The sequence below is a fragment of the Dactylosporangium sp. NPDC049742 genome (assembly GCF_040674675.1).
In the GTDB taxonomy this organism is placed as follows: Bacteria; Actinomycetota; Actinomycetes; order Mycobacteriales; family Micromonosporaceae; genus Dactylosporangium; species Dactylosporangium maewongense.
Genome location: NZ_JBFANF010000018.1, coordinates 153007 through 169924, shown reverse-complemented (window position 1 = coordinate 169924; position 16918 = coordinate 153007). Strand labels below are relative to the sequence as shown.

Sequence of the window (16918 nt, the reverse complement as noted above, 5' to 3'; positions counted from 1 at the left end):
CGTCCCGGGTGCACCGGGTTCCGGGCCGTCAGCCGGCCGCGGCCGCGACCTTCCGCTGGTGATCGACGGTGTCCTCCACCGTCCGCAGGATCTCGGCCGCGGCGGCGTGCAGGTAGAAGTGGTCGCCGGGGAACAGCTGGAAGTGGCATCCGGCCACGGTCTGGGTCTGCCAACCGCGTAGCTCCGCCGGTGCCGCGATCGGGTCGGCCCGCCCGCCGAACACCGTCATCGGCACCGCGAGCGGGGCCGCCGGCCGGAACTCGTACGTGCCGAGCGCGGTGTAGTCGGCGCGCAGCACCCGGACCGCCATCGACATCAGCTCCCGGTCGGCGAGCAGCTCCGGCGGGGTGCCGCCGAGCTCGCGCAGCTCGTCGAGGACCTCCTCGTCGCTGGCCCGGTACAACGCCGTGCGGTGCAGCGGGCGCCCCGGCTCGGCGGCCGCGGAGATGAACAGGTGCACCGGTGCCGGCCAGCCACGGTCGCGCAGGGTCCTGGCCAGTTCGAATGCCACCAGCCCGCCCATGCTGTGGCCGAAGAACGCGAACGGCCGGTCCGGCATCGGCCCGATCTGGTCGGCCAGGTGGCGGACCAGGCCGGGCAGGCTCATGAACGGCTCCTCATCCATCCGGGCGCCCCGCCCGGGGTACTCCACGCCGCAGATCTGCAGGCGCGGTGAGGCTAGCCGCGGCCAGCGGTGGTATGCCGTGGCGCTGCCGCCGGCGAACGGGAAGCAGAAGAGCCGGAGCCGGACAAGGGGGCCTGCCTGCTGGGTGAACAACCACCTGCGGTTCACCGGGCACGCTCCTGTCGGTTGTCGGGACTCGCCGGGCGGACGAGCCGCCGCAGTTCGGCGAGCGGGATGTGCGGGTCGCGGACGATCAGGTCGAGCAGTCTCCGCCACTGGCGCATCAGCACCGTCATCACCCGGGCGTCGATACGCGCCGGCTGGAACAGCCACAGGCCGCCAAGCTGCCCGTGTTGTTCGTGCATGATGAGGTACAGGTCGAGGTTGTAGGGCTCCATCGCGGTCACCATCCGCGGGATGACCACATCGTCGTCGCCGGCACCGGAGGGCAGCGGTGAGGCGTGCACGCCGCTGAGATCCAGCGTGATGTCGGGATAGTTGACGAGGTTGAACATGATGCGGAACGGGTCGTAGCCCGCGCCGACGCCGCCGTCGAGGCTGCGCAGCGGCACCTGCTGGTGCGTGTGCGCGTCGAGGGTGCCGTCGCGGACCTGCTCGGCCAGGTCCGCGAAGGTCCGGGCACGGGCCTGGTCGGTGCGCACCACGACCATGTTGATGAAGTAGCCGATCAAGTGCTGCGCCTCGGGCCGTTCCCGGCCCGCCACCGGGAAGCTGACGGAGATGTCGTCGCTGTCGCTGTACGCCGACAGCAGCGCCTCGTACGCCGACAGCAGCAGCATGAACAGGGTCACGCCGCAGCGGCGCGCCGTCTGCCTGAGCTGCTCAGTGAACGCCGCGTCGAACACCACCCCGTGGGTGTAGCCCTGCGCCGGTGCGACCCCGTCGAGGTCGGCGGCGGTGAACTCCGGCCGCGGCGGCAGGTCCCGCAGCGTCCGCCGCCAGTACGCGACGTGCTCGTCGAGCGCTCCGCTGCCGAGCTGACGGTGCTCCCAGGCGCCGAAGTCGGGCACCTGCACCGGCAGTTGGGGCAGTTTCGCCTCCCGGTCCTCGCACCTGGCGGCGTACAGCTCGGCCAGCTCCCGTTCGAGCTGCGTGTAACCCCACGGGTCGATGACGATGTGGTGCATCACCAGCAGCAGGACGTGCTGTGCCGGTGCCGTGCGCACCAGCGTCGCCCGCACCAGCGGGCCGGTGGCGAGGGTGAACGGGCGGTGCTCCTCGTCGCTGATCGTCCGGCGCAGCCGCCGCTCGCGAGCCGGCGCGTCGAGCGCCCGCAGGTCCACGACGGTCATCGGCCAGGCGCCGTGCGGGTGCACGACCTGCACCCACGAGCCGTCTCGCCGCACGACGCCGACCCGCAGGACCTCGTGCCGCTGGACGATGCGGTCCAGGCTGTACCGCAGCGCGGCCTCGTCCAGGTCGCCGTCGAGCACCGTGGCGGAGATGACGTTGTGGTGTGCGCTGTCCGGGCCGACCGGCTGGTACACGTTCTCCAGCTGCGCGAAGGTCAGCGGCAGACCTTCTCCGCGGGCCACGACCGGGATGGCGTCCCGGGCGCCGGCCAGATCCCCGACCGAAGCCCCGACCGAAGCCCCGACCGCGCCGGGGTCACCCGCGCAGGCGGTGAGGGCGCGCAGGACGGTGAACCAGCGCTCGGCGAGGGCCGCCACGTCCAGGTCCGTCAGCAGTTCGGCCGCCCAGGTCCAGTGCGCCACCAGCCGCGGGCCGGCGCCGTCGTCGTACATGACCGCGTTGAGCTCCAGCGGGTGGGTCAGCAGCATGCCCGTGCCGGCACCGGCCTGGTCCGCCGCCGCGCTCGCCATCGGCTCCCAGGTCGCGGTGCCGGTGCCGGAGAACCGGCCGAGGTAGTTGAACGCGACCTGCGCCGCCGGCAGCGCCGCGAGCTGCGGACCGGTGCCGGGGTTGAGGTAGCGCAGCAGTCCCCAGCCGAGCCCGTCGGCCGGCAGGGCACGCAACTGCTCCGTGAGGCGGGCGACCGCGTCGCGCAGGTCGGCACCGGCGTCGCCGACCTGGGACCACGTCAGCGGCCCCGGGTCCAGCCGCACCGGTGCGATGCTGGTCAGCCAGCCGACGGTGCGGGTGAGGTCGGTGCCCGCGGCGAGTTCCTCGCGGCGCCCGTGCCGCTCGACGTTCACCGCCAGGGTGCCGTCGCAGCCGCGGTGGTCGCGCTGCCAACCGGCAAGGGCGATGCCGAACGCGGCCAGCAGCACGTCGTTGACGCCCGCGCCGAGGTTCGCGGGGACCCGGGTCAGCAGCGACGCCGTGTCGGCGGTGGGCAGGGTCAGTGTCAGCCGTCCGCGCTCGCCGTCGGGGTCGTGGCGCCCGGTCGTCAGCGGCCGCACGTCGCGCAGCGCCGCGGACCAGGTGGCGAGTTCGGCAAGCCGGACGGGCGAGGTCGCGTCGGCGGCCAACAGGCCGGCCCAGCGACGCATCGACGTGCCGACCGGCGGCAGCACGACCGGCCGCCCGGCGTCCGCCGCCGTCCATGCCTCAGCCAGATCCGGCAGCAGGATCCGCCAGGAGACCCCGTCGACGACGAGATGGTGGACGACCAGCAGCAGCCGTCCCTGCCGGTCCACTCCGGCGTCGAACCACACCGCGTCAAGCATCACGCCCGCGTACGGGTCGAGCCGGCCCGATGCGTCGGCCGTCTCGCTCGTCACCAGCGCACGCAGCCGGTCCTCGGGCAGGCCGGAGACGTCGACCCGGCGCAGCCGCGCACCGGCTCGTTCGGCGCCCGGCGCCGGGATCCGCAACGTCCAGCGACCGTCGGCGCCGGCCACGAGCCGCGCGCGCAGCACGGCGTGGTGCTCCGTCACCGCGTCCAGCGCCGCCGCCAGTGACGTCGCGTCGGCCGTCGCCGGCACGACCACCACCGCCGACTGGCTGAACCGGTGCACCGTCCCGCCGAGCTCGCGCAGCCACTCCATGACGGGGGTCGCCGGCATCTCGCCGTCGCCGGGGTCGTGGACGGTCCCGGTCCCGGCCGTCGAGGCGGCGGCCGCGAGCCCGGCGGCGCTCTGATGCACGAACACGTCCCGCGTGCTGATCACCACGCCCGCGGCCTGGGCCCGCGAGACGAGCTGGATCGCCTGGATGCTGTCCCCGCCGAGGTCGAAGAAGCGGTCGTCGGCGCCGACGTCGGGCAGCCCGAGCACCTGCGCGAACAGGTCGCACAGGACCCGCTCGGCCGCCGTCTCGGGCCGGCGGGCGCCGACGGCGGCGGTGAAGTCCGGTGCCGGCAGCTGCCGGCGTTCGACCTTGCCGTTGACGGTCAGCGGCAGTTCGTCGAGGACCACCACCGCGGCCGGCACCATGTAGTCGGGCAGCAGCTTGCCGGCCGCACGCCGCACCCCGGCGGGATCCAGCGGCCCGGCGGCGCCCGCGGCGGAGCGGGCCGGGGTCACGTAGGCGACGAGCTGCCGGTTGCCGGGCGTGTCCTCGCGGGCGACGACGACCGCCTTGCCCACGCCCGCGCACCCGGCGACGACCGCCTCGATCTCGCCGAGCTCCACCCGGAACCCGCGGATCTTCACCTGGTCGTCGGCCCGGCCGATGAACACCAGTTCCCCGCCGGCGGTCCAGCGCACCACGTCGCCCGTGCGGTACATCCGCGCGCCGTCGCCGGTGAACGGGTCGGCGACGAACCGTGTCGCGGTCAGCCCGGGACGACCCAGGTAGCCCCGGGCGACCCCCTTGCCGGACACGTACAGTTCGCCCGGCGTGCCGACCGGGACCGGCTGCAGGCAACCGTCCAGGACGTACAGCCGCAGATCCGACAGGCCACGCCCGATCACGCTCACGCTGCTGCCGGCGTCCTCGCGCGACAGCGCCCGCACCGTCGTGTGCACGGTGGTCTCGGTGATGCCGTACATGTTGACCAGCAGCGGTGCCCGGTCGTCGTGCCGCTCGTACCAGCCGCGCAACCGCGACGGATCGAGCGCCTCGCCGCCGAAGACGACGTATCGCAATGCCAGCCGCGCGCCGAGGTCCGGATGCTGCTCGTCGGCCTGGACGAGCGCCTGGAACGCCGACGGGGTCTGGCTCAGCATCGTGACCCCCTCGTCGGCGAGCAGCCGCAGGAAGTCGACCGGCGAACGGGACACCTCCTTGGACACGACCACGACCCGGCCGCCGCTGACCAACGCGCCCCAGATCTCCCAGACGGAGAAGTCGAAGGCGTACGAGTGGAAGAACGTCCACACCTGGTCCGGTCCCGGGTCGACCTCCGGCGTGAGCGCCTCGAACAGGCGGGTGACGTTCGCGTGCGTGACGATCACGCCCTTGGGGCGGCCGGTGGAGCCGGAGGTGTAGATGACGTAGGCGGCGTTGCGCGGCCGCAGCGGTTCGCGGCGGTCGGCGTCGCGCAGCGGGCCGGGGTCCTGCCCGGCGATCCCGGCGCGGACCGGTGCCACGTCCAGCAGCAGCGTCTCGGTGTCGAGGCCGTCGCACCGGCCGGCGTGCGACTCGGTGCTCAGCAGCACCACCGGGCGCGCGTCGCCGACGGTGTACGCGATCCGCTCCGCCGGGTACTCGGGGTCGATCGGCAGGTAGGCACCGCCGGTCTTGAGCACGGCGAGCATCGCCACGATCATGTCCGCGGAGCGCGGCAGCAGCAGCGCCACGAGGTCCTCCGGGCCGACGCCGCGCCCGATCAGCAGCCGGGCGAGCCGGTTCGACGCCGCGTCGAGCTCGGCGTAGGACAGGGTCCGGGTGCCGTACGTGATCGCCGGCGCGGCCGGGTCCGCCGCGACCCGCGCGGCGAACAGCTCCGGCACCGTCGTCGGCGTGGTGGCCGCCCCGCCCGCGTTGAACTCCTCGAGGATCCGCGTCCGCTCCGCCGGGGCCAGCAGATCGAGGCGCGAGATCGGCACGTCCGGGTCCGTCAGCACCGCGTCGAGGATCCGCTGCCAGCGCTCGACGAGCGTGGCGACGGTGGCCGGGTCGAAGACGTCGGTGTTGAACTCGGCGATCCCGTCGACGCGGGCGCCGTCGCCGTCCGCCTCGGCCCGGCGGGTCAGGGTGAACACGAGGTCCATCCGGGCGGCACCGACGGCGACCGGGACGATCTCCTCGCCCAGGCCGGACATTCCCAGGGCGACGTCGGCGAAGTTCTGCCACGCCACGAGCACCTGGGTCAGCGGGTGGTGCGCCATCGACCGGGTCGGGTGCAGCGCGTCGACGAGCACCTCGAACGGCAGGTCCTGGTGCTCGAAGGCGTCCAGGCTGCGGCCGCGCACCCGGGACAGAACCTCACGGAACGCCGGACGGCCGGCGGTGTCGACCCGCAGCACCAGCGTGTTGACGAACGATCCCACCAGGTCGTCGACCGCCACGTCGGTACGCCCGGCGACGGCGGTCCCGATCGGGATGTCGTCGCCGCCGCCGAGCCTGCTCAGCAGCACGGCGAGGGTGGCGTTGACGATCATCGACTCGGTGACGCCGCACTCACGCGCGAGCGCGGCCAGCCGCGCCGGCAGGTCGCCGCCCCAGCGGAAACCGATGCTCGCGCCGCGTTTGGACGCCTCCGGCGGGTGGGGCCGGTCGGCGGGCAGCGCGATACGCTCGGGCAGGTCCTGCAGTGCGGTCCGCCAGTATGCGAGCTGGGTCGCCGCCAGGCTGCCCGGGTCGGTGTGCTCGCCGAGCAGCTGCCGCTGCCACACGGCGTAGTCGGCGTACTGCACCGGCAGCCGCGGCCAGTCCGCGGGACGCCCGGCGCACCGCGCGGTGTACGCGGCGGCGAGGTCCCGCTGCAACGGCGCCAGCGACCAACCGTCGGCGGCGATGTGGTGCACCACCAGCACCAGCACGTGATCGTCGGGGTCGATGACGAACAGGTGCGCCCGCACCGGGGTCTCGCGGGCGAGGTCGAAGCCGTGCCGGGCGACCTCGTCGACCCGGGCGGCCACGTCGCCGGCGGCGATCCGGGAGACCGTCAGCTCCGGCCGGCCGGCGGCCGGGTCGAGGATCCGCTGGTACGGCACGCCGTCGCGGTCGGGGAACACCGTGCGCAGCACCTCGTGCCGGTCGGTGAGGTCACCGACGGCGGCGCGCAGGGCGTCGACGTCGAGCGGCCCCCGCAGCCGCACCGCCATCGGGATGTTGTACGTCGGCGACGGGCCCTCCAGGTGGTACAGGAACCACAGCCGCTGCTGGGCGAAGGACAGCGGCACCCGCTCCGGCCGGGCTGCCGGCACCAGCGGCGCGTGCGCGGCACCTCTGCACCGGCGGACCCGTTCGGCCAGACCGGCCGGCGTCGGCGTCTCGAAGACGGCGCGGACCGGCAACTGGACATCCAGGGCGGCGCGCACGTGCGCGATCAGCCGGGTCGCCAGCAGCGAGTGCCCACCGAGGTCGAAGAAGCTGTCGTGCACGCCGACGCGGGGCACCCCGAGCACCTTGCTGAACAGGCCGCACAGCGCCTCCTCGGCCGGGTCGCGCGGCGCGGCGTAGGCGCTGCGCAGCTCGCGACGGTCCAGTTCCGCGGACGGCAGCGCCGCACGGTCGATCTTGCCGTTCGGGGTCAGTGGGAACGCGTCGAGGAAGACGAACGCGGTCGGCACCATGTAGTCCGGCAGCCGCTCGCCGAGCGCGGCCCGCAGCGCCGGTGTAAGGCGCCGGGCCAGCCGCAGGGCGCCGCCGTTGACCAGGTGCCGCAGTTCCACCGGCGGCTCGTCGGCATCGGCGCGGGGCAGCGCGCAGACCGGCGTGCCGTCCGCCCAGCGGCGGCGGGCGATGAGGTCGACCGCGCCGTCCTCACCGTGCCGGGCCCAGTCCAGGTCGATCCGGTAGCCGGTCCGCTCCGCCAGCGCCCACAGCTCGGCCGGGTCGACCGCGCCGCGCTCCGGCGGGCCGCCGGCCGTGCCGGGACCCGCGTCGGCGCCGCAGGCGAGGCGGCGGACCGCGTCGGCGAACCGCTGGACCCGGGCGTTGGGCACGCCACGGACGGCGAGCACGTCGGGCCGCTCGGCCTCCAGCCGGGCGCGGATGGCGTCGACGCTCAGCCCGTCTGCCCGCCAGTCCAGCCAGGCGCAGTCGGCGGCGGGCGCGATCGGGCCGCCGGCGGTGAGCACCACGTCGTAGCGGAAGCGCGTCATCTCGGTGTCGGCGGCGGCCGGCTTCGGCATCACCAGCACCTCGGTGAGCCGCGGGAAGCGGTGCCGCAGCGCGGTGAAGAACCGCGGGTCGAGCACGAGCTCCTCGTCCTCGCCGAGGTGCCGGCGGACCCGGGCCCGCAGCTGCTCCGCCGGCAGGTCAGGCTCGGCGTGCCGCGACTGCACGGACAGGTGGAACGCCTCCAGCAGCGGCAGGCTGCGCACGTCACCGATGAACAGCGACCCGCCCGGCGCGAGCCGGGCCACGGCCGCCTCGACGACCCGCAGCAGGTACCGCTCGTCCGGGAAGTACTGCACCACGGAGTTGAGCACGATCACGTCGAACCGCTGCTCGGGCAGCCGGCCGATGTCATCGGCGGGGCAGTCGAACAGCGTGACGTTCGCGGGGCCGTGCGCGTCCAGATGCGCCTGGAGCCGGCCCAGGGCGACCGCGGAGATGTCGGTGGCCCAGTACCGTTCGCAGTGCGGCGCCACCCGGCTCAGGATGAGGCCGGTGCCGCAGCCGAGCTCCAGCACCGAGCGGGGCTGGGCGGCGAGCACCCGGTCCGCCGTCTGGGCGGCCCACTCGCGCATCTCCTCGGCCGGGATCGGCTCCCCGGTGTAGCTGCTGTTCCAGCCGCGGAAGTCCTCGGCCGGGTCGCCTGGCACGGCGGCGGGGTCGTAGGCGGTGTCCCAGATGTGCCGCCACTGCTCGACCCGCTCCGGCCACTGCGCAGATGGCCGGTCCGCCGCGGCGCCGGGCTCCTCCTGCTCGCCGGGCACCACATAGGCGACCAGCCGTTGGTCGCCGGGGAAGTCCTCGCGGACCATCGCCACGGCGTCCTTGACGGCGTCGTGGCGTACGAGCTCGGACTCGACCTCACCGAGTTCGATACGGAACCCGCGGAGCTTGATCTGGTGGTCGAGCCGGCCGAGGAACTCGATGCTGCCGTCGTTGCGGCGGCGCACCAGGTCACCCGTGCGGTACAGCCGCTCGCTGCGCCCCGGCTCGAAGGGGGTCGGCACGAACCGTTGCGCGGTCAGCTCCGGCTGGCCCAGGTAGCCGTTGGCCAGGCCGGCGCCGCCGATGTACAGCTCCCCCGGCACGCCCTGCGGGACCAGCCGGCCGGCCTCGTCGAGGACGTACAGCTGCGTGTTGGCGATCGGCTCGCCGATGGAGATCGGCCCGTCGCCGACCTCGGCCACCGCCGACCAGATCGTGGTCTCGGTCGGCCCGTACATGTTCCACAGCGGCAGGCCGACGGCCCGCAGCCGGCGGGCCAGACCGGCGGGCAGTGCCTCGCCGCCGGCGAAGGCCCGTAGGCCCGGCCGGCCCTCCCAGCCGGCCTCCAGCAGGATCCGCCACGTCGACGGGGTCGCCTGCATCACCGTCGCGGCGGCGTCGTCGAGCAGTTCCGCGAGGCGGGTGCCGTCCGCGGCGACGTCCCGCGGCGCGACGACGACCCGGGCCCCGACGACCAGCGGCAGCAGCAGTTCCAGCATCGCGATGTCGAACGACAGGGTGGTGACGGCGACGAGGGTGTCGGCGGCGTCCAGGCCCGGACGTTCCCGCATCGCGTACAGGAAGTTGTCCAGCGCCCGGTGCGGGACCTCGACGCCCTTCGGCCGGCCGGTGGAGCCGGAGGTGTAGATGACGTAGGCGGGGTCGTGGCCCTCGACCGCCTCCTCGACCGGTCCGGACGGTTCGCCGGCCAGCTCGTCGCGCAGTTCCTCGAGGCACAGCACGGTGGCACCGACGCCGGTGAGGCGCTGCAGCACCGGGCGCGTGCTGATCAGGACCGGCAGCCCGGAGTCGGCGAGCATGTAGGCGATGCGGTCGGCGGGGAAACCGGGGTCCAGCGGCACGTAGGCGGCGCCCGTCTTGAGCACGGCGAGCAGCGCGACGAGCATGTCGACCGACCGGTCCAGGCAGATGCCGACGAGGACGCCGCGGGCGGCCCCGTGCCGACGCAGCCGGTGCGCCAGCCGGCTCGCCCGCTGGTCGAGGTCGCCGTAGGTCACCGCGTCCGTGCCGCAGCGCACCGCCTCGGCGTCCGGGGTCCGCCGCGCCTGCTCGGCGAAGCGGCGGTGCGCGAACGACGGCGCCGGCCAGTTCCGCTCGGTGTCGTTGTACGCGTGGCGCAGGCGCGCCTCCTCCTCGCCGCTCAGCATCGGCGCGTCGTCGACGCACCCGTCGGGGTCCGCGACGAGTTCCTCCACGAGCCGGCCGAGGTGCGCCGCCATCCGCTGCACCGTGGCCGCGTCGAACAGGTCGGTGTTGTACTCGAACCGGCCGGTGAGCGCGGGTCCGTCGAAGACCTGCAGCTCCAGGTCGAACCTGGCCGAGGACGCCTCCACCTCCAGTGGCTGCAGTGCCAGGCCACCGGCGGCGAAGGTGGGCATGTCGATGTTCTGGAAGATGAACGAGACCTGGAAGATCGGGGTCCGCGACACGTCCCGACGCGGTTGCAGAACCTCGACGAGCCGTTCGAACGGCAGCTGCTGGTGCGCGAACGCGGCCAGGCACATCTGCCGCACTCGCGCCAGGAGGTCACGGAACGACGGCGCGCCCGACAGGTCGGTGCGCAGCGCCAGCATGTTGACGAAGTAGCCGATCAGGTGCTCGATCTCCGGCCGGCCCCGGTTGGCGACCGGGACGCCCACGACCACGTCGTCGGCGCGGCTGTAGCGGTGCAGCAGCACCTGGAAGGCCGCGAGCAGCGTCATGAACGGCGTCACGCCCTCGCGCTGGCTCAGTGCGCGCAGCTCGTCCATCGTCCGCTCCGGCACGCGGAACGGCACGGAAGCGCCGCGGGTGCTCTGCACCGGCGGGCGGGGCCGGTCGGTCGGCAGCTCCAGCGCGGCCGGGGCGCCGGCGAGCGCCTGCGTCCAGTGCTTGAGGTCCGCGGCGACGGCGTCGCCCTCCAGCCGGTTGCGCTGCCAGACGGCGTAGTCAGGGTACTGGATGGGCAGGTCCGGCAGGACGGCCTCGGTGCCGTCGACGTAGGCGCCGTAGAGGGTGACGAGCTCGTTGAGGAAGACCGACGTGGACCACAGGTCGCCCGCGATGTGGTGGATCGTCAGCAGCAGGATGTGCTCGTCGGGTGCGAGCCGGAGGAACTGCATCCGCATCAGCGGGCCGGTCCGCAGGTCGAACGGGCGGCTGAACTCCACGCGGGACAGCTCGCGGACCGCCTGGTCCTCCTGCGGTCCGCGCAGATGCTCGCAGCCGACGACCGTGATCTCCGGCTCGGCGGCCGCACCGACGACCTGCGTCGGCTGACCGTCGACGGCACGGAACGTCGTGCGCAGCGCCTCGTGCCGCCGGGTGATCTCCGCGACGGCGCGCCGCACCAGGTCGAGGTCCAGCCGCCCGCGGACTCGTGCGGCACCCGGCACGTTGTAGGCGGTATTCCCCGGTGTCAACTGGTCGAGGAACCACATCCGCTGCTGCGGGAACGACGCGGGGAAGCACCGCTCAAGCTCCCGCCGGCGCAGGCGTTCGGCCAGCAGCGCCCGCTTCTGCTGCGCTGACAGGCGTTGCGTGTCCTCGACGTTCATCGTGGCATCCCCTCGTCCTCGGCCAGCAGCTGCTGCAGCCGTGCGTCCACCTCGTCGTCGGTCAGGGCGTCCAGCTGTGCGTCCAGCTCGGACAGGCCCTCGCCGGGTTCGTCGCGGCGCACCACTTCGATGACGTCGTCCGCGTCGCGCTGCCGCGCCGCCAGCAGGGCGGCGGTGTGCGCGACGGTCGGCGCGTCGAAGAAGGCGCGCAGGTCAAGTTCCACACCGAACCGGCTGTGGATCCTGGTGCCGATCTGCACCGCGGCGAGCGAGTGTCCGCCGAGGGCGAAGAAGTCGTCGTCGGTGCCGATCGGCTCGACACCGAGGATCTCCTGCCAGATCGCCGCGACGGCCCGCTCGGCGTCGGACGCCGGCGCGACGTACGCGGTGGCGAGGTCCGGCCGCGGGTGCGTGCCGACCGGCGGCGGGAGCTGCGCGATCTCCCGCGCCAGCGACGCGGGCGTGATCGACACGGCCAGCCGGTGCAGCGCGGTGAAGTCACCGGGCGCGACGATCAGCTGCGCGGGCAGCTGCGCCGCGGCCAGGATCCGGCCGAACGCCGCCTGGCCCTCCTGCTCGCTCATGCCGGCGCTGAGCGCCGCGAGCGCACCGCCGGCCGTGGCCGGCCGCTCCGGCAGCGGCTCCTCGGTGAGGCGTTCGATCTGCTCCAGCAGCGCCGGGATGTCGTTGATCCGCTTCACGCTGAAGTCGGTGATCTCCACCAGGAGCCGGCCGTCGTCGTCGAGCAGGTCGATGTCGCAGGTCAGCGTCTCCCCGGTGGAGTCCGGCGCGTGTTTGATCTGCACCGCGCAGTGCACGGTCGCGGTGAGCGGGTGCAGCACCCGCAGCCTGCGGTAGGTCAGCGGCAGGTAGTACAGGTCCTCGGCGTGCATACGGAACACGCCGCCGGCCATGTCGAGGATCGCGGGATGCAGCTGGTAGCTGTCCAGATCGTCGCGGAACGCGTCGTCGAGGCGCAGGGTGGCGAACATCCGGCGGCCGGTCTGTACCTTGCGCAGCAGTTGCCAACGCGGCCCGAACCCGAATTCGAGCGGGCCGGCGCCCTTGGCGAACCGGTCCGTGCGGAACCGGCGGCGCAGCTCATCCTCGGTGTCGACGACCTCGGTGACCGCGCACCGGGCCAGCACGCCAGCGAGGTCGTGCACGGCGTCCTCGCCGCGGGCGGTCAAGGTCGCCGAGCCGCTGGCGTGCTCCTGCCAGCCGGATCCGTCGGCGGTGCGGCTGCGCACCGTGAAGCCCAGCCGCCCGTCATGGCGCTCGACCGTCGTGTACACGGTGCGGGTCTGGCCGTCGGGGACGATGACCGGCGAGGTGAACATGACGTCGTGCAGTTCCACGACCTCACCGCCGGCCTGTTCGCACAGGGCCGCGTACACCAGGTCCAGGTAGGCGGTGCCGGGCACGAGACCGTGGCCCATCAGCCGGTGGTCGTCGACGATCCAGTGCTCGGCGGTGTTGAACGACGAGACGTAGGTCCAGCGGTCCTCCGCCGCCTCCAGCCGGCGCAGCAGCGGGTGCCGGGTGGGTGTGCCCGCCCGGCCGGTGCCCGGCAGCGCGCCGTCGGCGGCCATGCCGATCCCCTCCCAGGTGCCCCAGGCGACGGCGGTCACCGGCGCGCCCTGGTCGTTGCGGGCCTGGGCGTACGCGTCCAGGAACGCGTTGGCCGCTGCGTAGTCGCTCTGGCCCGGCCCGCCGAGCACGGCGGTCGCGGACGAGCACAGCAGCAGGAAGTCCAGATCCTCCGCGGGACACACCCGGTCGAGCACCAGCGTCCCGTCGACCTTGGCCGCGAACACGGCGTCGGTGGCGCCCACCGGCCCGGTCGCGATGAGACCCGACGCCGGCAGTCCCGCCGCGTGGACGACGCCGTGGACCGCGCCGAAGTGCTCCCGCAGGTGCCGCACGTGCTCGGCCGTGCGTGGCTCGTCGGCAACGTCGCCCTGCAGCACGACGACGCGCGCGCCGAGCCGAGCCACCTGTTGCAGCCGCCGGATCCGGATGCTCGTCCGGTCCTGCGCGCCGTGGGTGTCGAGCCAGCCCGGCCAGTCCGGCTCGGCCGGGAACGCCGAACGGCTGAGCAACGCCAGCACCGATGCGCTGCTGTGGGCGGCGATGTGTTCGGCGAGGGCCAGGCCGACACCTCCGAGGCCGCCGGTGATGAGGTAGACGCCGCCGTCGCGCAGCCGGGTCGCCCCGTCCGGCAATGCCCCGAGCGGGGCGTGGTCGAATTCGCGCCGCCACCAGCGCCGGCCGCGCAGGGCGAGGGTGCGTTCGTCGGTGTCGCGGGTGAGCATCGCGTGCACCGCCCGGATTTGCGTGTCGTCGGGGGTCTGTGGGTCGGTGCCGGACACGTCGAGCAGCCGGCACACTGCGTCGGGCAGTTCCTGGGCGAGCACGGTGGCGATCCCGGTGAGGGTGGCGTGTTCCGGTTGCCGTGGCTCCTCGCCGGTGACCGTGTGGACGCCGTGGCAGAGCACGTCCACCGAGACGGGAAGGCCGGTGCGCGCGCCGGCGAGCGTCGCCACCAGGGTCCGCAGGCTGTCGAAGCCGAGCCTGCGCGCCTCGCGGACCCGCCGGGCGTCCAGTGGCGCTGCCGCGTCACGGGCCGGCACGTCGAGGCTGAGCAGGTGCACGACGTGCAGGCGCTGCACGGTGTCAGTGACCAGCGACGCGAGCACGTCCGCGCCGGCGTCCGCCGCGACCCGCACGGCCGTGGCGCCGCCGTCGCGCAGCCGCTCGGCCAGCGCGGCGGCGAGGCCGGAACCGCCGAGCAGCAACCATGCCTGACCGGTCACGTCCACGGCGGCGCCGGTGACATCCGGCAGCCGCTTCCAGCCGGGCGTGTGGCACCGTTCGGCACCCGGCCCTGCCGGTGCGGCGGAGGGCTCCGGTGCCTGCCGGTCGACCCAGAAACGCTGCCGCTGGAAGGCGTAGGAGGGCAGCGGCACGACCCGGCCCGGTCCGGGCGCGATCGTGTGCCAGTCGACCGGGGCACCGGCCTGCCACAACGCGGCCGCGGCCCGGGCCATGACCACGCGGTCGTCGGTCGTCTCGCGGGGGTGGCGCAGCGACGCGACGACGGTCCGCGCGCCGGTCCATGCGGCGTGCTGGCGCAGCAGGCCGCCGAGCGTGGTGCCCGGTCCGACCTCCGCGAAGACGAGGTCGCCGTCGTCGAGCAGCCGGCCGGCCGCGTCCGCGAACCGGACCGGCCGACGCAGGTGGCTTCCCCAGTACTCGGGGCTCGTGGCCTGCTCGTCGGTGATCCAGGTCCCGGTGACACCGGAGATGAACGGGATCGCCGGCGCGTGCAGGGTGACGGCGCGCAGCTCCTCGACGAGCGGCCCGACGGCGTCGTCCATGCTCTCGGAGTGGAACGCGTGCGACGTGTGCAGCCGGCGGCAGCCGACACCGGTCGCCCGCAGGTGGGCCTGCAGGTCGTCGATCGCTGCGGTCGGGCCGGACACGACGCTCAACTCGGTCGCGTTGACGGCGGCGAGCCCGAGGCCGTCACCTCGTCGCTGCTCCAGCAGCCGCTGGACGTCGGCCTCCGGGAGCAGCACGGACAGCATCGCGCCCGGCGGCATCGCCTGGACCAGCCGGCCGCGGGCCGCCACGACCCGGACGGCGTCCGGCACCGTGAAGACACCCGCCAGGCAGGCGGCCACGTACTCGCCGACGCTGTGCCCGGCCATGGCGGCCGGCCGCACGCCCCACGACGACCAGAGGCGGGCCAGCGCGTACTCGACCAGGAACAGGGCCGGCTGGGTGAGGCGGGTCTGCTCCAGCGCGGCGGCGGCGGCCGTGTCGGTGGACGCGGCGAACAGCGGGTCACGCAGGTCGACGCCGAGATGCGGGGCGAACAGCGCCGCGCACCGGTCGACCTCGGCCGTGAAGACCGGTTCGTGCAGGTACAGGTCGCGGGTCATCGACACGTACTGGGCACCCTGCCCGGGGAACAGGAACGCGACCCGGGCGTCCCGGTCGGCGGCGGTCACCGCGTCGGCCGGCCCGATGCGCCGCAGCGCGGCGACGGCCTCGTCGCGGTCACAGCACACAATCGCCTTGCGCTGGCCGAAGACCGTGCGCCGGTGGGTGAGGGTGTGCACCACGTCGCCGAGTGCCAGATCCGGGTGCGCGTCGAGGTGCGCCGCGAGCCGCTGGGCGTTGCCGGCCAGCGCCGCGGGGGTCTTCGCCGACAGCGGCAGCACCAGCGCCTTCGGGACGGCGGACCGAAGCGAGGGCCCGGGCGAGGGCGCGGGCGCCTCTTGCAGCACGACGTGCACGTTGGTGCCGCCGATGCCGAACGAGCTGACACCGGCGCGTCGCGGTTCGGGACCGCGGGGCCACGGGCGCAGTTCGTCGTTGACGTAGAACGGGCTCGTCGGCAGCCTCAGTTCCGGGTTGGGCCGCCGGTAGTGCAGCGACGGCGGCATGGCCTCCCGGTCGAGCATGAGCGCGGCTTTGATGAGCGCGGTGACGCCGGCGGCCGCGTCGAGGTGACCGACGTTGCTCTTCACCGAGCCGATCGCGCAGAAGCCCGTGCCGGCGGTGTCCTGGCGGAACGCCCGGGTCAGCGCGGTGAGCTCGATCGGGTCGCCGAGCACGGTGCCGGTGCCGTGCGCCTCGACGTAGCCGATGCTGCCGGCCGGTACACCGGCGACGGCGAGCGCCTCGGAGATGACCGTGGCCTGCCCGTCGACGCTGGGCGCGGTATAGCCGGCCTTGAGCGAGCCGTCGTTGTTGATCGCGGTGCCGAGGATGACCGCGACCACCGGATCGCCGTCGGCGGTGGCGTCCTCCAGCCGGCGCAGCACGACGACGCCTGCGCCGTTGCCGGGCACCGTGCCGCCGGCGTCGGCGTCGAAGGGCCGGCAGTGCCCGTCCGGCGACAGGATGCCGCCGGCTTCGAAGGTGTAGCCGTGCCGCAGCGGGGAGCTGACCGCCACGCCACCGGCGAGGGCCACGTCGCACTCGCCGTTGAGCAGGCTCTGGCAGGCGAGGTGCACCGCGGTCAGCGACGTGGAGCAGGCCGTCTGCACCGTCAGCGACGGGCCGGTGAGGCCGAGCTTGTAGGAGACCCGGGTGGCGAGGAAGTCCTTGTCGCTGGCCAGCATCGTCTGGTATCGGCCGGCGGAGTCGACGAGGGCCGGGTTGGCCATGATGTTGTGCAGCAGGTAGCTGTTGAGCCCAGTGCCGCCGAACACCCCGATCCTGCCGTCGAACGTGCCCGGCACGCACCCGGCCGACTCCAGCGCCTCCCAGCAGCACTCCAGGAACACCCGGTGCTGCGGGTCCAGCAGCTGCGCCTCCCGCGGGTTGTAGCCGAAGAAGGCGGCGTCGAACTCGTCGGCGTCGTCGAGCGCGCCCTTGGCCTTGACGTAATGCTCGGCGGCGAGCGTCACGTCGTCGACGCCCGCGGCTGACAGTTCCTCGTCGGAGAACGCGGCGATGCCCTCGACGCCGTCGCGCAGGTTCGCCCAGAACGTGTCGATGTCGGGTGCGCCGGGGAACCGGCCGGCCATGCCGACGATCGCCACCTGCTCGGTGCTCTCACGCAGCTCGGACATCAGGTCAC

3 protein-coding genes are annotated in these 16918 nt (G+C 73.9%); all 3 read right to left on the bottom strand.

All coding sequences use genetic code 11. The features are described 5' to 3' along the window. Positions 1 to 28: 28 nt before the first annotated feature. From AB0J72_RS23420 to AB0J72_RS23410, 3 genes are read right to left on the bottom strand one after another with little or no spacing between them, the layout of a single operon-like run. Complete coding sequence (locus tag AB0J72_RS23420; protein ID WP_363401947.1) at positions 29 to 793, bottom strand: alpha/beta fold hydrolase; 765 nt, start codon at positions 791 to 793, stop codon at positions 29 to 31. Then, positions 790 to 11322 (bottom strand): amino acid adenylation domain-containing protein, encoded by a 10533-nt coding sequence (locus AB0J72_RS23415; RefSeq protein ID WP_363401945.1) that lies wholly within the window; start codon positions 11320 to 11322, stop codon positions 790 to 792. Before AB0J72_RS23415 ends, AB0J72_RS23420 begins: the two co-directional genes overlap by 4 nt. Further along, entirely contained in the window at positions 11319 to 16910 is a 5592-nt protein-coding gene (locus AB0J72_RS23410) for an SDR family NAD(P)-dependent oxidoreductase (RefSeq protein ID WP_363401943.1), read from the bottom strand. The genes AB0J72_RS23415 and AB0J72_RS23410 overlap by 4 nt, the downstream gene beginning before the upstream one ends. Positions 16911 to 16918: the final 8 nt, after the last annotated feature.

Bases quoted from the DNA above. Each gene is read 5' to 3' on its own strand.
- AB0J72_RS23410 (WP_363401943.1), bottom strand. From the start codon at position 16,910: ATGTCCGAGCTGCGTGAGAGCACCGAGCAGGTGGCGATCGTCGGCATG.
- AB0J72_RS23415 (WP_363401945.1), bottom strand. From the start codon at position 11,322: ATGAACGTCGAGGACACGCAACGCCTGTCAGCGCAGCAGAAGCGGGCG.